The sequence below is a fragment of the Desulfosporosinus acidiphilus SJ4 genome, assembly GCF_000255115.2.
Lineage (GTDB): Bacteria > Bacillota > Desulfitobacteriia > Desulfitobacteriales > Desulfitobacteriaceae > Desulfosporosinus > Desulfosporosinus acidiphilus.
In genome coordinates this window covers 839,293-857,485 of the sequence record NC_018068.1, presented here as the reverse complement: position 1 = coordinate 857,485, position 18,193 = coordinate 839,293, and the positions used below count along the sequence as shown (strand labels likewise).

General features: G+C 39.3%; 13 protein-coding genes and 1 riboswitch. Of the genes, 4 read left to right on the top strand and 9 right to left on the bottom strand.

Going from position 1 to position 18,193, the window contains the following annotated elements; all coding sequences use genetic code 11:
• Window positions 1–30: 30 nt before the first annotated feature.
• The 4 genes from DESACI_RS03990 to allB (DESACI_RS03975) form a co-directional block, all read right to left on the bottom strand.
• On the bottom strand, window positions 31–1,683 hold the full coding sequence (locus DESACI_RS03990; protein ID WP_014825884.1) for a PucR family transcriptional regulator: 1,653 nt from the start codon (window positions 1,681–1,683) through the stop codon (window positions 31–33).
• A gap of 77 nt (window positions 1,684–1,760) precedes the next feature.
• The gene (locus DESACI_RS03985) at window positions 1,761–3,161 is read right to left on the bottom strand and encodes an NCS1 family transporter (protein ID WP_014825883.1); all 1,401 of its coding nucleotides are present in this window, start codon (window positions 3,159–3,161) and stop codon (window positions 1,761–1,763) included.
• Between the two features lie 51 nt (window positions 3,162–3,212).
• Window positions 3,213–4,565 (bottom strand): allantoinase AllB, encoded by a 1,353-nt coding sequence (gene allB / locus DESACI_RS03980; protein ID WP_014825882.1) that lies wholly within the window; start codon window positions 4,563–4,565, stop codon window positions 3,213–3,215.
• Between the two features lie 15 nt (window positions 4,566–4,580).
• Window positions 4,581–5,939: an allantoinase AllB gene (allB, locus tag DESACI_RS03975; protein WP_014825881.1), complete on the bottom strand. Its 1,359-nt coding sequence runs from the start codon at window positions 5,937–5,939 to the stop codon at window positions 4,581–4,583.
• A gap of 284 nt (window positions 5,940–6,223) precedes the next feature.
• On the opposite strand from allB (DESACI_RS03975), the gene DESACI_RS03970 reads away from it, so the two are divergent.
• A complete protein-coding gene (locus DESACI_RS03970) occupies window positions 6,224–7,456 on the top strand; it encodes a Zn-dependent hydrolase (protein WP_014825880.1) in 1,233 nt (410 codons plus the stop codon).
• Between the two features lie 289 nt (window positions 7,457–7,745).
• On the opposite strand, the gene allE is transcribed toward DESACI_RS03970, so the two are convergent.
• Both allE and DESACI_RS03960 read right to left on the bottom strand, forming a co-directional pair.
• On the bottom strand, window positions 7,746–8,510 hold the full coding sequence (gene allE / locus DESACI_RS03965; protein WP_014825879.1) for a (S)-ureidoglycine aminohydrolase: 765 nt from the start codon (window positions 8,508–8,510) through the stop codon (window positions 7,746–7,748).
• 28 nt (window positions 8,511–8,538) lie between these two features.
• Window positions 8,539–8,901, bottom strand: coding sequence for a cupin domain-containing protein (locus DESACI_RS03960; protein WP_014825878.1), 363 nt, complete (start codon window positions 8,899–8,901; stop codon window positions 8,539–8,541).
• Between the two features lie 177 nt (window positions 8,902–9,078).
• On the opposite strand from DESACI_RS03960, the gene DESACI_RS03955 reads away from it, so the two are divergent.
• The 3 genes from DESACI_RS03955 to DESACI_RS03945 all read left to right on the top strand — a co-directional run bounded on the left by DESACI_RS03955 (window position 9,079) and on the right by DESACI_RS03945 (window position 12,852).
• Window positions 9,079–10,101: a FadR/GntR family transcriptional regulator gene (locus DESACI_RS03955; RefSeq protein ID WP_014825877.1), complete on the top strand. Its 1,023-nt coding sequence runs from the start codon at window positions 9,079–9,081 to the stop codon at window positions 10,099–10,101.
• A gap of 313 nt (window positions 10,102–10,414) precedes the next feature.
• Entirely contained in the window at window positions 10,415–11,317 is a 903-nt protein-coding gene (locus DESACI_RS03950) for a slipin family protein (protein ID WP_014825876.1), read from the top strand.
• Window positions 11,318–11,700: 383 nt separating this feature from the next.
• Entirely contained in the window at window positions 11,701–12,852 is a 1,152-nt protein-coding gene (locus DESACI_RS03945) for a DUF4317 domain-containing protein (protein WP_014825875.1), read from the top strand.
• A gap of 241 nt (window positions 12,853–13,093) precedes the next feature.
• Here the strand turns inward: DESACI_RS03945 and DESACI_RS22955 are convergent, their stop codons facing one another.
• The 3 genes from DESACI_RS22955 to DESACI_RS03930 all read right to left on the bottom strand — a co-directional run bounded on the left by DESACI_RS22955 (window position 13,094) and on the right by DESACI_RS03930 (window position 17,624).
• On the bottom strand, window positions 13,094–14,704 hold the full coding sequence (locus DESACI_RS22955; protein ID WP_014825874.1) for a cell wall-binding repeat-containing protein: 1,611 nt from the start codon (window positions 14,702–14,704) through the stop codon (window positions 13,094–13,096).
• Between the two features lie 216 nt (window positions 14,705–14,920).
• Window positions 14,921–16,252 carry an ATP-binding protein gene (locus DESACI_RS03935; RefSeq protein ID WP_014825873.1) on the bottom strand — a complete coding sequence of 444 codons (1,332 nt, stop codon included), beginning with the start codon at window positions 16,250–16,252 and terminating at the stop codon, window positions 14,921–14,923.
• Between the two features lie 533 nt (window positions 16,253–16,785).
• Window positions 16,786–16,870: riboswitch (cyclic di-GMP riboswitch) on the bottom strand.
• A 280-nt stretch (window positions 16,871–17,150) separates the two neighbouring features.
• Window positions 17,151–17,624: a ferritin-like domain-containing protein gene (locus DESACI_RS03930; protein WP_014825872.1), complete on the bottom strand. Its 474-nt coding sequence runs from the start codon at window positions 17,622–17,624 to the stop codon at window positions 17,151–17,153.
• Window positions 17,625–18,193: the final 569 nt, after the last annotated feature.

The window sequence follows — 18,193 nt, the reverse complement described above, 5'->3', positions numbered from 1 at the left end:
ATTCATCTAATTATTTTTAATACTTGATTCTTACTCTCTATGGTTTAATATTTGGATAATCTTTAAGCCGAGTTCTAATTCTAAGCGGTTTTGATTATCCTCCAGGTCGAGTCCGGTGACCTCTTTAATCCGTTCTAAACGATAGAGTAAGGTTTTGTAATGAATAAAAAGTGCTTTGGCGGCTTTACTTGAGTTGCCATTATACTCCAAAAAGACTTGCAGGCTCTTTAAAAGTTCCGTTTGATTCTGTTGATCATAGTCAAAAAGTTTTCTAAGCGCTTTTGGTAAAAACTCATCGAGATTATTAGTTTGACCAAATTTACAAAGCATTCGATAGACGCCGAGATCTTGAAACCAAGAAATAGCACCTTCCCCTTGTAGCATTTCTCCGTAAATGAGGGCATCCTGGGCTTCTTTGTAGCTTCTGGGAATTTCTTCGATTTCCGCTGCTTCGTTGCTTATGCCAATCCCAATCATAATTTTTTTCCATCGTTTCTTGGCGTTATTCTGAACTTCCCGTCCGGCCCTCTTAATCTCTTCGATGGTTTGGCTTGAGACTTTTACGGGCCATAAGACAATGATCGAGTCACCTTTATGTCCCAGAATAAAGTCCTTCATTCGCATCCTCATCACGTTCATGATCAAGGACTGTATTTCAGCTTTAATTCCTTGAAAAGCAATTTTATCCTGTTTGATTTTAGTATCAGCTAAACACTCATCCAGATATTTGAGGCTAAACAGTACAACAACAAATGGGTGATTAATGTCCAACTCCAAGAGATTAGCCCTTTCACGAATACCACTGACTTCAATTTCACCGCTGATAAGTTTCTCCACGAAATCATTACTGAATTTTTGTTCTACTTCCCGAACTGCAAAACGCCTGACCATCTCCAGAGTTACAACGGTCGTAGCTTGGTCCAAACAAATAAAATCCATCTCTCGCATAGGCTGATTAATTTCGGTCACAATCAGATAAGCTCTAACCTGACCTAAAGCTTGAATTGGTACAACGACTTGATAAACAGGTTCTTCCTTCAGATCACAGAACTTAATTCGATAAGAATTGAAGTTCTTGCTTAATAAATCTCCTTCATAAAAGGTGGTCATTCCTTCAAAATTATGGAATCTTTCATCCGTTGTATGCAAGCACTTTTTCTGATTGTCAAAAATACTCACTGGATTCTCAATCAATTCCGCTAAAGTCTTCGTAATCTTGGCCAATCCTTCGCATTGAAGAGCTAAGGCGGTAAACCGTTCCTGTATTTCTTTATAATATTTCAGTTCGATAACTTGCTTGTTAAAAAGCATCTCCATAGCCGGATACATAATATCAACATAGCGAACATTGCCTTCCAATTCAATGATAGGCAAATCGACCTCATCAGCGGTCTCTAGGATTTCCGACGGAATCTTGTCAACGAAGCGGCGAATTTTAATCGCCAGAGCACTGACACCTTTAGCTGCGAGATTTTGGATGAATTCACGATAGTTTACCTTTCCTCCCAGGGTAGAATATAAACTAGTAAGGAGCAATTCTCCACCCGCCAGCCAATCGACGATATCCGGGGCCTCCATGATCGTAACCCCTTTAACCGTATTCCTAAGCCCTTGAACACCTGCCACCACTTGTGACGTTCTCAGCGATTCGAGTTTGAGCAACTTTTCTACGGTTATTTCCACGTTCCCCCTCCTGTTGGTAAAATGAATGAAAGGAAGCCGTCTTAGCAGTCGACTTCCTCACAAATATATAACACTTTCTAATTGTTCTCAAATATCGTGCCTTTTTTGAAATTTGATCCTTTAAAGGCGAATTTCATCAGCAGATAGTAAGCAACCCCTGCAACCACGAGGCCAATTATCCACGCGAGGTCTACTTTCAAAAAGGCAGCCCCTGCTCCGATTAGCATTGCCAGGATAGCCGCCGGATTATAGCCGGAAAAGACGCCCTCTTTATTGTACAATTCGCTTATTTCTACTCGTTCTCTTCTTAGAATATAATATTCAATCAGCAAAATAGCTACAATGGGTCCCAAGAATGCAGAATAGATTAGAATGAACATATCCAGACCCTTGGCCGAAGAATCCTGAACAAGCACCCAGGGAAATGCACACAGCCCTAAAAGTCCAGTGATAACCACGGCAATTCTATATTTTAATTTAGTGAACAATTGAATAACATAGGTCGGAGTGACAATATTGGCAACCATGTTTGTAGCAACAGCACCAAGTACAATGAAAGCTGAAACAAATACGGTAATATAAGAATTATCAACGACGATGGCAAAGGCCTTGACAGGATTGGAGATCCCGGTTGCTGATGCCAGCATTGCACCAATGGTAATAACAAAACCGTAGGCAATCAAAATCGGTGAAAAATACAAGAAGCCCCGTTTCCCATCGCTAATACCTGATTTTAACTCTCTCGAATAATCAGCAGCACTTAAAAAGATACCTGCATAATTCCCCAGGAAAACCATAATGAAGGAAAAGAAAGGCAACCCCCATGACCCAGAAGCATGAACCCATTTTTGACTGACAACGCCATTATACTTTGTTACGAGAACACCAAACACATAAACCAAGGCGACCATAATAACTACAGAAGTCAGTGTTTCAACCCATTTAATAGCGTGGAATCCGTACATAGAAAGTACAATTTGCACCAATTGAAGGACAATAAAACAAATGACAACATTATTAAAGGCTCCGCCCGTAATAGCCTTGGCGATTTCGTTCAGGGCTGTACCGCCGATCCAGCTTTGCACACCGTACCAGACAACTGCGGGAATGCCGCGCAAAAGTGAGGTTGCAGTAGCTCCTTTTATACCAAAAGATAATCTTAGCTGCACTACATAGGGAATTCCCGTTCTATAACCAAGTCTGTCGTTTAAAGCGAATACCGTTGAAATAATAGCTATAGCAATAATGGCGGCTGCAAAGGTTTGGAAAATATTCAATGTTGCAGCTCCTGCAACAACTAGGCTTGCTCCAAGTGTCATATTGCCTAAGTTGACACCATCTCCAATCCACATAAACATATAAGGGATTGGGCCTACCATTCTTTCGGTCTGCGATTTCGGATTCAAGGCTACATCAGTATCTGCAGCCGAAGAAACCTGGGTTACGTTTGTTTCGAGGTTCCCTGAATTTGTAGACATTTTAACCTACTCCTCTTCTAAAGCGTTAGCCCTATTTATACGATCATTAAATTATACAAGGGGTTTTAAATGTTTGCCGATAGGTTTAGAAACGACTTTTCCATCTTTAAAAACAGTCTTCCCTCTAAGAATGGTTTGTGAAATTTTTCCGCGGAAAGTACTGCCCACATAAGGACTGACCTTATGTTTATAGAAGAGTTGTTCCGCATGAAGTGTAAACTCCTGATTTAGATCTACAAGTGCAAAGTCCCCGTCAAAACCTATAGCAATTTTTCCTTTGCCAGGAATTTTAAACACCTCATTAACATTTTGTCCTGTTAATTTGGCAATATCAACAAGAGGTACTTTTCGCTCATGATAGCCATGAGTAAGCAGTGACGATAACGTGGTTTGACAGGCGGAGATTCCTCCCCAAACCTTCAAAAACTCTCCGTCTTTCAGCTTGGGATCACAGGGCGAATGGTCGGAAGAGATAAAAGCGAACTCCCCATTTAACAATTTGGCCCACATTTTTGTTTGGTTTTGAGCATCGCGGATTGGAGGCGAACATTTGGCAACAGTCCCCATCCGTTCAACATCGTCATCGGTAAGAATTAGATAATGGCCGATGGTTTCACAGGAAACATCCACCCCTCTGTTCCTGGCCTGTGTTACTAACTCCACCGCTCTTGCAGTGCTTACATGGGCAATAATTAATTTGCAGCCCGTCTCCTCAGCAAAAGAAATCATTCTTGAAACATTTTCGATTTCTGTTATAGGTGAATGCGCTGCAAAATAATCCCGAACCGTTGTTTTATTGTTTGCCAGGGCTCGGGCAGTCAAGGCGCTCACAATCTCTGCGTTTTCACAATGAACCATTAAAGGATAACCGAGCTTGGCTAATTTCTCCATGCCGACCAGAGCCGTATAATCGTCCATCCTCTCAAACTCTTCAATTCCGCTGAAACAGGTAAAGGCCTTAAAACCAACCACACCGCATTCGGCAAGCTCTTCAAGCTTATCCAAGTTTTTGGGCGTAAGACCGCCCCAAAATCCATAGTCGACTAAAGAATCCCTCTGGGCAACAGCGAGCTTATTTTTAAAGTTTTTAGCATCCAACGTACAGGGGGTACAGTTCAGCGGCATATCAAAGTAAGCAACCCCTCCCCCCGCAGCTAAGGCGTTACTTCCGGTGGCAATAGTTTCCCACTCTGTTCTGCCTGGATCATTAAAATGAACATGTCCGTCAGTAGCTCCGGGGAAAACATATTTTCCCGCGGCATCAATCGTTTCCTTTGCCTCGCCGCTTATTTCTTCAGCGATTTCCACAATCTTTTCATCATTAACTGCAACATCTGCTTTCGTCACGCCCTCCGGGCAAACAAGCATCCCCTGCCGAATAATTAAATCAAAGCGCTTGCTCATACTTATCCCCCTCTCCTATTTTAATTTACTGACAAACTCACCAAAGCCTTTGGGCCCGACTATTTTTCCGTCTTTGGCTACCACTTGACCCCTTACAACTGTGCAGACGGGAAGTCCTTTTCCTTTTAAACCGACAAATGCAGAAATTTTATTGACATAATGCAAGGATTCCGGAGTTATTTCCCATTCCTTTTCCGGATCAAGAATAACCAGATCGGCATCAAATCCAACCTCTATTGCACCCTTTTTACCATAAATCCCGCAAACCTTTGCCGGACCTTCACTTAAACTCCGGGCCAGTAAGGTCGGATTATAGCCTCTCTTGACAACACCTTCGCTAAAGACGACCTGCATCACGTTTTGGATACCGCTAATGCCACCCCAGGCCCCGAATATCCCATGCTTTTCTTCACTTTTCTCACTCAATTCGCATGGTGAATGATCAGAAGCAACGCAAGATAAGGTCCCGTTATTGACATATTCCCACATTTCCTCCACAGCCGCCTTTTCCCTTAAAGGTGGCGCACATTTAAACAAACTCCCATTATTAATCACATCTTGGTCGGTAAACGTTAGATAATGTCCGCATGTTTCCGCCGTTACATCAATCCCTTCCTGTTGTGCCTCTTGAATGATTTTGGCAACTCGGGGATGGCTGACATGACAGATATGGGCTTTTGCTCCCAACTCCTTGGCAAGATCAATAATATTTTGGGTTGCTATTAATTCGGCAATAACCGGTCTGGAATTCAAAAAATCCTGCCAATCATTGTTTCCTTTACGTTGTGCTCTCTTCTCTTCCCACTTGATTATGGAATAGTCTTCACAATGAAAAGCGGCACGAGCATCAAAGGCTCTTAAAATTTCCAAAGCTTCTTTAGCTTGACCGATGCTGAGAGATACATAATCGGGAGATACCGGACCGATGAAAGATTTAAAGCCGATACAGCCTTTTTCATCCAGCTCTTTTAATTTATCGAAGTTATAATCAACTAATCCTCCCCAAAAGCAGTAGTCAACATAAGCATTCGCCGACACTGCTTGAATCTTTTTAGCAAAAATTTGAGCATCGGTCATTGCCGGTTCATTCTGCAGAGGCATATCAATGATCGTTGTGATGCCACCAACACCTGCCGCAGCAGTGCCATGAGCATAATCTTCTCTCCACAAGTAGCCAGGATCATTTAAATGAGCATGACTGTCTATCGCCCCTGGAAATATATAAGTTCCTTGAGCATCAATGACTTCTTTCCCTTCTAGGGGATTTCCTGATTCCACAATCGCTGCTATTTTTCCATTATTCACACCTATATTAGCTTCGATAACTCGATCAGTTTTGACGACCTTACCATTTTTTATAACTAGATCAAACATCGTCGAACCCCTCCATTTAACTAATCAAATCAAATAGTTTTATAAATACAATAGTTCATTAGGAAGATTACTCCGGTGGTTGCTAAATACCCCCTCCTTAATGTTGTTAGGTACAGTTTGAATAATGTACTACATCTAGAATATAATGAACATTTACATTTTTCATTATCCTACTATGCTAATCAAAAAGTGTTTTTATTATCCTAATTTACTAAAGACAAAAGTCTAAAAATATTAAAAAATAAAACTAGACTTAACATAAGCCAACCTAAGGAGTGACAAACGTGATTAATAAAGAGCGTCTGCTACATCGTTTAATTGAATTAGGAAAAATAGGAAGGAATCATTCTGGAGGCATAACTCGTCATGCCTTTACGCAGGAAGATAGATTGGCGAAAGACCTCGTTTCGACCTATATGCGAGAGGCAGGCTTGCAGGTGAGAGAAGATGCTGTAGGAAATGTGATTGGCCGCCGGGAAGGACGCAACCCAGATGCACCTATAGTTCTTACCGGCTCCCATATTGACTCTGTCTGCGACGGAGGAATTTACGATGGAGCTCTGGGCTTGCTCGGCGCTATTGAAGTTTTGCAGACACTGAACGAACAACACATTGAGACAGAGCATCCCGTCGAGGTTTATGCATTCAATGACGAAGAAGGTTCTCGTTTCAGTTTTAGCATGTTTGGAAGCAGGGGTGTCATCGGCAACCTAAGAAACAAAGATCTTGAGATGAAGGACAAAAATGGAATTACCGTTGCCGAAGCAATGAAGGCGCAAGGGTATGATCCTGACAAAATCAGCGAAGCAGACCGCTCTCAAGATTCCATCAAAGCATTCATTGAGCTTCACATTGAACAAGGAAAAGTCTTGGAGTCCAAGAACCTTTCGATTGGCATCGTCAGCGGCATTGTCAACGAACTTTGGCTAAAGTGTTCCGTCCTAGGTGAAGCAGGCCATGCAGGAGCTACACCCATGACCTTACGTCATGATGCTTTAGTTGCTGCTGCGGAGATGATTCAAATTGTTGAACGAGAAGCAAAATCCACAGGAACTACGGTAGCTACCGTAGGACGGCTCAATGTACAGCCGGGAGGTATCAACATTATTCCCGGAACCGTTGAATTCACCTTGGACCTCAGGGACACTTCCCAAGAGGTCAGCGATAATGTGGAAATGCGGATTTTTAAGGAGTTTGATAGAATCTGTAACGAAAGAGGTGTTAGTCTTAAAACTGAAATTCTGCAAAGAATTCCGCCTGCACCTTGTGCAGAAGAGTTTCAGGCTGCGGCCGAAAAGGCCTGTGAGACATCAGGACTCCCTTATTTTTCCCTACCCAGCGGAGCAGGTCATGACGCCATGCAGATGGTAAACATCTGCCCTATCGGTATGATTTTTGTACGTTCCAAAGACGGGATAAGTCACAATCCTGCGGAATGGAGCAGTTCGGATGATTGTGCAAAGGGAGTTAAGGTTCTGTACTATACCCTTCTGGATTTAGCAGTTAAAGTTAACTAAAAACATATAAATATTCCTCTTTTAGGGGAGTGGTCAAAACTTATGTTGACCACTCCCTTTATTTAGCCATCTGCCGTCATAATTATTCTTTTTAGTCATCAAAATCGATCTTACCAAGCAGTATGTTTGATTAAGGATCACTGAAATGGGTTGAAGTGATCCATATGGTTAAAATCATCTGAATTGTGTAATTAGGCAAAAACTAAAAGTGCCCCCATTATGCAAAAGATTTTAATAACCTTTCTTCATAACAGGAGCATATTAGTATAGTAGTCTGCTAAATTGTCAATTAAAGTTCGACATCCCTGTTGCAATCCTTGGAATAGATGTAGGTAAAGTTCGTCCTGCCCACACCATAGGCAGCTTGAGCCACATAAGGACCGAACCACATGAAATCATCTTTTTTAATCATAGACCAGTTGTCATCAAGAAGATAACAGCCTTCGCCTTCTAAAATATAGGCACCATGTTCCTGAACATGGGTCTCCACAAAAGGATGACATCCTCCGGGGGCAAAAGAGAGAATATGCATGTTCATGTCAAAATTGCGATCAACAGGAAGCAAATCTTTGATAAAGACGTTTTCCATCTCATCATAGATTTTGTATTCGATGTCATTGACATTTCCATAAAAGATATAAGGCCTCATGCCTTCACAAGGAATGTAGACTTGTTTATACAGAAGAACTTTCATGGGCTTTTCGGACGTATTCTTGAATTCCAGGCCTACTCCTGCCGGCGCATAAATATAGGCGCCATCCACTGCCTTATATTCTTGGCCGTCAACAGTATATCTACCTTCCCCTTCAAGGCAATAAATAAACGTTTCGATATTAGTCTGATTGCCGAATACCTTCGTTGTTCCGCCATTCTTTTCAGCCGTAATAACATATTGAACAAAACTAGCCCCCATTTTAGGTGAAGCGACAATACTGACTCGACAGCCTTCAATCCCCGGGATGACATTATTAACGAGTCCGTCGGGAGGAATCACGGCATATTTACCGTGTTTAACAACTGATCTTGTTGTTAGAATGTCTTTTGGGTAACCCATTTGCGACCACCCTTCCTTTCCTTATCCTCTATTTTTCTTTCTGTTTGCTATATAAAATCACAGCAATATACTCTAAATCGCAGTCCCCAATATTCTCAATGGAATGATAATCTCCGTCATTGCATTTCGTCATATCTCCAGGTCCTAGAATTTGTTCATTTCCGTTATCATTGACGAGGGCTTTCCCTTTCAGAATGTAATATGTTTCAAAATCCCCCACATGTTGATGTTTGCCGATTGATCCCCCTACGGGAATAATACTTACTCCAAAGAGCCTGCCTGTTCGATGGTTATCTTTATTCTCAAGAATATTGATGATTTTTATGGTGCCTTTTCCGCCTTTTAGGTTAGGGCTGTATTCAACCCCCAATTCTTCAGCTTTTTTAATCATAAACAATCCTCCGTTTTAATAAAGAGGTCGCCTGGTCGACCTCTTTATTTGCAATTTTATTCTAACTCATGTATTGTAATAATGCAATCTTTAATTTTGGCTTGAAGCTTTGCTATAATTATTTACAGAGACACTCGGCCAGTCCACTGATAGTACAAGAAAGGCTTGATAAAACAAATGGATAATCTCAACCCTATACATATTCCTGAAAATATGTTGCTGCTGAGAAGAAGGCTCATGCTTTCTCAAACTGAATTCATCCAAAAGTATTTTATGAACCAAGATGATAATAGGCCTCATCTCAGCATATCAAAACTGTCATCACTTGAAAAAAGATCGAGTAAGGACAGTGAATATTACACATCATTACTTGCACAAACCTTTGCTGTGGATCCAAAGTTATTTCAGCTCCCTCCAGATGATTTTGCCAAAAATATTGATGTTTTTCTCAACCCTCAACACTCAGTTCAGGAAAAGGCCTTATCCTACCTCACTCCAATTATTAGAAAACCAAGCCAAGTTGAAACTCTTGCTAATGCCATCAGCAACTTTTTGGAAGATCAAATCCTGGCAGGAGCTTTAAAACCTGGCGATAAGCTTCCCTCAGACCGCAATCTTGCAATCCAATTTAATGTCGGGCGAACTTCCATTCGCGAGGCCTTAAAAGTTTTAAACGTACTTGGACTCATCAATATTCTGCCCGGGCAAGGCACTTTTATTGCCTCAGATAGCTCGGATTTTTTTATGACTCCGCTATCTTGGACATTCTTCTTAGGCGATAAGAATATGGAGCATGTCATCTCAGTACGCAATGTTCTGGAAATTGAATCAGCTCGTCTGGCAGCTATTAATGCAACCCGGGAGGATTTACATGCTCTTAAGAAAATTTATCAAGAATCCAAAACCGCCTATGAAGAAAGCAATTTCCAGCACTTTCTTAATTTAGATCTTGATTTTCATCTTTCAATTGCGCAATGTTCTCATAATCCTATACTTTGTAATTTGCTTCAAACTTCGCGCAAACTCATCAAACATATAAGTAAAAGCGGGATGTTGAACTTAGATAATTTAAATGCCGTCTTTAAGGAACATAGCCTCATTTATGAAAACATCGCCAAGCATAATAATGAAGAAGCTGTTTTAGCGATGAACAACCATTTGGAAAACGCTAAAATAAGATATCGGGTCATTCACAACTGATGTTTTCATCTTATCATCGGGACGGACCAAGCCTTTCGAAACATCCCAGAAGAAAGGTCACAAAACAGTTGTCTGCACCGGAGCCATATAGTCCGGCAGTTCGCAGGCCTTTGAGGAACAGTCCAAGTTTTCGCACCAGAAGATATCTCCGCTTCATACTATGATTCTTACATACTCGGTAACCCTTAAAATAAATGATTATATTTGATTTCTTCAGGTATTAACTATTCCATTATATACTAATGTTATATACTATTGGCATATGCGATATACTAACCAATAACCTATATTAAGAAGGAGAGGTGTCATTTATATGCCTAATCCAAATATCAACCTAACCAATTTTGATTTCCGAGGGCCTAGTCCATTATCACTGTTCTTAGCATTTATCGTTCTGCTTATCGGCGGCTTAATTTGGCTTATAACGGGCTGGATCGGATGGATAGTCATTGGAGCTTTCGTTGCAATTTTAGTTGGTTATGGCGTAAAAGTTGCCAACCAGTGGGAAAAAGCTGTCATTCTTCGTCTCGGTAAATTTAGCCACCTTGCAGGACCAGGTTTATTTTTTGTCATCCCTATAATAGACTCAGTGAGTAACTGGATTGACCACCGTACAATCACTACAACGTTTAAGGCCGAACAAACCTTAACCAAAGATACAGTACCCGTTGACGTTGATGCTGTATTGTTTTGGACAGTTGTAGATGCTAAAAAAGCATCTCTGGAAGTGGCTCAATATAGGGATGCAGTTTTCTGGGCGGCACAAACGGCTTTAAGGGATGTTATAGGCCGTACTAACTTGGCAGAGATGCTTTCAGACAGGGAAAGAATTGATCGAGAACTCAAAGAGGTAATTGATAAGCGTACCGAACCATGGGGTGTTAATGTTAACGCAGTTGAAATTCGAGATGTCGTTTTGCCCTCAGGATTACAAGATGCGATGAGCCGGGAAGCTCAGGCTGAACGCGAACGCCGGGCAAGAATCATCCTGGGAACCGCTGAAACAGAAATTGCCGCTAAATTTGCAGAAGCCGCCAAATCTTATGAAAATAATCCCGTTGCCTTGCATCTACGGGCAATGAACATTTTGTACGAAGGAATCAAGGAAAAAGGTGCTATGGTAATCGTACCTTCTTCCATTGTAGAAACGATGGGCCTTGGGGCAGTAACCGGTTTAACAAGCCTGGCTTCAACTGTCAAACCTCCTAATGAGTGAAAGAAATGTTTAACACGCTCTAACTTTAGAACAAGCAGAATACGACGAAAGGGCATATCAGGAATACTCCGCCACCCGTACATAAACAATTAGTACTTAAAAAAGTTAGAACATAGTTAAACACTGAACATTCCCTATAAAAAGATATCCTATACTCGATATTATCCGGGTATAGGATGTTTTTCTATCTATATTAAGGGGCATGAACGTTCTAGATTTTACACTACTCGTTTTACTGATAATCCCTGCTATTTTTGAAGTAACTTGTTGGTAGTCTTACGATGACTGAAAGACCAACCTTAGAGGTTGGTCTTTTAATGTCCTGCCTAACTATGTTATGATCTAAGACATTGAGAATTTTATATAAACTAAGGGGATTAAGAATGGACAAAAATGATCTGGACAAACTCAGAAAAGAATTTAGGGCAGGCAATGACGGTCTTAAATTAAAGGAAATTTGCAGCGTTTACATCAAAAAAGACAACGCACAAATTCTTGGGGTAGAGACTGAATACTTCGAGCAAATGGACCAATTAAAACAGGAATTTTACCTGAAAGGATTTAAAAAGCTCATTACGGGTCAACTGGACAGTAAAATTTTTGAACTAAGTTTTGCGGATAACAAACTCGGTGAAAATCCCGAGCAGAAGATCCTATTTGAAGCCTTGCATTCGGATTTTAAAGAAGAAATTAGGCACATCGTGAAAAAAATCTTAGACCACAGTGAGTCCTACGAATCGGATTATATGATTTCATTTACCCGTGGCGAATTTTGGATTCCTGCAAAAAATGAAGTGGGCCCGGACGATGAAGCGAAAAACGATGTGGTGAATGTCTTTGAATTTATGATGGGTACAGTCAACCTGGTGACCAGCCCTAAACGAGCTTTAATGTTCGATTTTGAGGAGAAGAACTTTAGAGTCGATATCCCGATGAATGTCTATATCAATGCCGCATCGCCTGAAGAGGGGTTTGTTTTTCCTTCTCTCAGTGATGGATACGCGGATAGCAATAAGGTTATTTATTATACGAAGAAAGATAATCAACCCAGTGAAAGCTTTATTCACCACGTGCTGAATTGTGAAGTTGTCCCAACAGCTCAGGATGACAAAGAACGATTTTTAACAATTATCAAGGATGTTGCAGGAGATCAGGTTGAACCCGAAGTAATTGCCAATGTTTATGAACAGATTAATGAATGCATCACTGATGCCAGTGAAAACGGTGAAATTCCTACTCTTGGCGTCAAAGCAATTGAACAAATACTTGTTAAAAGCGGAATTGAAGATACACATAGATTAGAAAGTTCATTTCTGCAGAATACCGAAAAGACAAATTATGAATTTAAGGCAACCAACCTGCTGCCAAGCAGTAAAGTGATTGAAATAAAAAGCAGTGTCGCACAAATTAAGATTCGCCATGAGGAGCTAAAGCGCATCAAGCAAGTCAAGAAGAATGGGCGACAGTACTTACTCATTGAAATTGATGACCCTGCAATTCTGGAAGGCTTTGAATTAAGTACGGAAGAATTTTAAAACATTCCATTCTCGTTAGAAAGAAGTTTCTCCAATGATAAAAAGCATTGCTGATGCTATAACATAACGGATATACGACGTCAGGAATAATTTCTGTCATTTGACGTGGGTATTTATCAGACACAAACACCCTACGATTGAGTTTATCATAGGGTGTTTGTACTTATTTTCTATTTACGGGTTAATTTAATATGGTTTTCGCCTCAACGGACACCCTCTAAAGAGTGTCCGTTGATTCTCTTTAATAATACATAAAAAACGCCATACCATCAGTGTTTTGCACAGAATCGTTTGTTATGCTTCGCACGTGCAACACTTGTCCTCCGAAGGAACGGGCCTGATTATCGACGACATACGCATAATCCTCCCTTCCGGGATTAACCCAGCCCATGAACATATAGGTATGAGTCATCCCTTGAGTAAAGACAATATCTCCCGGCCTTAAATTCCCGATGTTTGTATCCTTTTTGAATTTTAATTGTGATAATAGATTGCTGAATTGGATGGTATTTGCCATTGAATTGCTTATATTAAAGCCTATTCTTCTCAAGGCTTCAGATTGGAAATAAACGCAGTTATTGCTGGTTATCCCGCCATGGAGTGCCACCGCTCTGTTGTAAACAGACACCTCATTATCTTGACTGAGCATGTAGTTATATAATTTATTTTCTACCGAGGAATGAAAACTACTATAGGGATAACTATATTTATACGTGTTAATATTGAACCAATAGTTTTCATTGGGTAAGGCATAAACAGGTAATCCTTCAAAATTCAATCTGGGGTCAACCGCCGTGATATTAAATAAAGGCGATTCGGCTTGGCCGTTCAACAGATTGGCAACGTTGCTTACGACCTCACTCGGTACCACAACCGGACCACCGAGAGCTGTAATCGTTGGGGCTATACCACTTTTATGCAGCTGTGATAAATACGCAGCAATACGATCAGGCACTAATGGTGTAGTTGGGTCGATCAGCAAAATCGGGTCACCATTTTGGCTTGCTAATACAGTACCAGACAAAGCATCCGGGTAATTTAGGCCTGATGCAATATAGATATTCTTTGGGCTGGCAGCCAATTGGCTATACTCCAGAGAGGCCGTATCAAATCTTGTTTGGCCTGCAAATCGTGTAATTGTACTGGTTTTAGGCAATAGCGATCTGATTTCAGCTTCAACTTCACTGGATACAACTGCAATACCTCCAGAAATATAAACCTGGGTTGGCTGTTTGTTTTTGAGGTAATCCTGTACTCCTTTTGATAAAGCAGACGTTTGCGTCAAGAGAATAGGAGAATTAGTATAACTTGCAAAACTGGCAACGCCTAAGGCATCGGGAAAATTTTCGCCATTGGCAATATAAACTGCACTGCTTGTTGTGTTTAATTCATTGACGGCCAGAAGGTTGGTGTCATACCTATCGTTACCGCCAAGTCGTTTCACACTATAACCTTTGCTCGTTAAATTCGTGTCAAAATCAGGACCGATAACAGCTTGTCCACCGATGATGTATACCGTACCGTTTGCTTGTAAATGAGCACTAATATAATCCAAAGCTTCGGTTGACGTTTGAGTATGAGTATTGACTAATAAGATTGGAGCATTTAAGTTATGAGCCAAGACACTGGCTGATAGTGCATCAGAGAAACCGTTTCCTGAAGCTAAAACAACATTACTAACAGTTTGATTAGAAAACTGGTTGGCAATAGAAGTGGAAGTTTCGTATTGATTTGTACCATAGAGGCGAGGATTGATACTGACATCGGCCAGAGATGGAGCTGCTTGGGTTGAAATCAAGAGCGTCACTAACATAGGTACAATGGTTAAACGAATCAATTTAAAATGCTTCATCTCCGCCTCCTCCTAAGTTATATATTTTTTTGCCCACTTTTACACAAGTGGAGTTTTAGTGTATCACATACTGCAATAACTTTTAACCGCAAAATCTTTCCATATTTGGACACCAAAAAAGATTGGTCCCAATTTTCGTTATTGAAAATCGAGACCTATTTCAAGTTTAGAAAAGTCCTTTGGTTGTGTTAGCTAAGTTTTAAAAGTCTCACCTTATCAGCAAATGCTAAATATTATTGTAAATTTTGTTCCTTTTGCATTTGAATGAAGTTTTATGATTGCGTTATGTTTTTTTACAATGTTATAACATACTGCTAACCCTAGGCCAGTCCCATTCTCTTTAGTTGTAAAGAATGGAGTCCCTATTTTATCTAGAACTTCAGGTTCAATTCCTATACCTTCATCTTGAATTTCTAACATAACGTTATTAGCCTGCTGATAAGTGCTAATAGTTAAATTGCCGCCGTTTGGCATAGCTTCACATCCGTTTTTGGTAATGTTTAGAATGATCTGGCATAATTCCTTTTCGTCTAAAAGAATTTTAGGTATATCCTGTAAATCCATCCTTAAATTCTGTTCAAAAGATAGATTCGCCTCAATTAATGGCGATAATTTCAAAATAATTTCGTTCAATGACTTTTTCTGCAATACAATAACTTTGTCTTTTGCTAATGAAAGGAATTGTTCAATTATTCCATTGGCTCTATCGAGCTCCGAGATCATTAACTCAAAATAATTATATTCTTTTTTATGATGTTCTTTGTTGCCAAGTAATTGTAAGAAACCACGAACCGTAGTCATTGGATTTCTTATTTCGTGTGCCATACCTCCTGCCATTTGTCCAATAAGATTGAATTGCTGAAGTCGATTGACTTCCTTTTGTTTCTGAATTAAATCATTTGATCTTGCTTCAACCATCTCTTCTAGTTTTAATTTATACAATATATCTCTTTGCATCAGTTTCGAAATAGTTGTTGCCATAAAACCTGAGAGTATTGCAATTAAAGTTGAATTAAGTATATGTCCCTGCCTTATTTCCGGGTCATTTTGTGTTATTAATATTAAAATTAGTAATACGGCATACGTTTGGCTATATAAAAAAATTATAAACTTAGGATTCATATAAAGATAACTAGCGATAAAGAAACAACTTAGGACATAAAGGGTAATTTCTCCATGTATTTCTTGGTCTATACTTCCAGAAACATAAGCGCAAAAATTCACAATAAAAATTATAAACGAGTAACTATAAATATTATAAAAAACTTCTTTATCTTTATTTCTTATTGTTTTATATACAAGGAAATAGAATAAAACTCCTACCAATAGGATAATATGGGATTGAAATAAAGCAATATATGCACGTTTATATACCCATTTACCAAATATCTTATTTAAATAATCTGTTAAAAAAAGCAAAACCGAAAGTGTTATTAGTATTAATGAAATATTTCGTACTCTTTCGGCATTTTGGACGCTAAGTTTTTTCATTATTTGCCTTTTTCGTTTCTCTAAAAAATCGTTTATCATTTCATGAGCTATTTCCATTATCTTATGCCCAAATCCCTTCTGGTGATATTGCCCAGCGAAGAAACTATGTAAAATCGCTAATTTTATATTTACTTAATGATATCAATATACTTTTAAAAAATAGAAGCTGCTTTTTTTCGCAGCGTTTAGTATTTTCTATGTATTTAACAATGTTAGTTGAAAAAGCGAGAATTTTTTAATTTTGTCAACCCTTCCAGGATTCTTTCTCAAATTGACATAGCCACTATAATTTACACATTAACATAAATATGTAGAAAAACTAATCTAAATGTGTCGAATCAGTAAATAGTTTTTGTAATAAATAATAATTTTTGGCGGAAAATTCTCGATATATCTGAATTGGCCTCTATTTACTAATAATAACAAGCTCTCCGCCAGTTCGGACCTCTCAGAAACTCTACTTTCAATAGCCAACATCTTATTCCACAGATTAGAAAATAGATTTATAGTTATCCTGAGCATCATGGTTACACCCAGAGTTAAATTAACATCGAAAAAATTGTCATAACGTATGATGATAGCAAATTTGATTCGGTGGCCTGGCTGTCATCAGTTATACCGGAAGGCCCATAGTTTTGCGTCCTTGACTTTCGTCCAAGCTTGCTATTATTGTTACTGTTATTAATTTAGGCCGATCGTTCTATTCTGTTAGTTCTTTCGCCCTAATGTATATTATAATAGTCCAGTTAAAAGTTCTTAGCTAGTAGCAAAAGTCACAAATTTATCGTGCCATTCGCACATAAAAGGTGATATTGGCACTGTTATATTATACACTCGGGCACACGATAAAAGTCATAAAAAAAGAGGCTTCTCAAAAGTTCAGTGAACTCATGGGAAACCTCTAATATTTTGAATCTGGATTCCAACTAGTTTTGAGTTGAGAAGTTATCTAAAGTTAATATTCCTCCCTAACCCCAAATTCTGCAGATTCTACCCATTCTTCGGCACGACTTATATGTGAAATCAGTTGATCAATAATTGAGTAATGCCCTTCCTCTTCCTTTATCAAATACTCAAACAATGATTTCGATTCATCATCTGTTGCTTTGGCTAAATAATCTTGATAAAGATTGATACTATCTTTTTCATTCTTTAATGCTGTCCGATAAACTTCTAGTTGATTAACAATTTGTTTGTTGAGATCAAAGTTATCAAAGACGTTTTTAGCTTTCGACAGTAACTCGCTATCGTTTAACTTATAGGGAAGCTTGTGTTCTTTATTCTGCAGAATCTGGGCATGCATTTTTTCATCTTTAGCTAACATAAGAAATACTATGTCCAACCCATTTTCATGATTGATTTTAGCTTGTTCAGTGTAAAAGGTCTCTCCATCGAGTTCCATTTTGATGGCAAATGTCAAAATATCCATATAGCTCCGCCTCTTTCTCCTTAAATTAAAAATATTCTAGTTGATTTGCCTTATGTCCATTGAATCCGCACTGCTACCGCAGTGGCCGTTTCAAATCTTATTTTTTGAATTATAACAAAGAAAAATTACATTATTATGACATTCTTCTTATATTTATGATTTGTCATTTTAACAGAAAGAGTCCTCTCGCAAGTTCAGTGAACTCATGAGAGGACTCCGTAAGAACACTTAATAATGGCAACTAAATGGTAAAAGCTCTGATCTCTTCAAGTCTGTAATCCTTGCTACGCAAGAGTCTCAGGCCTTTTTACATCATGCCGCCATATCCCAATAGGTAGGAACATCTTTCATTGGGTAGTAAGAAGTGGATTAAATCGAGGAAATTCAAGACTTTTTCTATTTTGAGTTTTATTGGATTGCGTTACCAAAATGTTACCACACTTTGGTTTAATGTGATTCGATGAGTAATCTTCCACCAATAAGGCTAAGCAATAATACCGCACGTCATTTCTTAAGATCATCTCAGTCTCTGCGAAAAAGGCCGCGATCATCCTTAAAATAGGACCCTA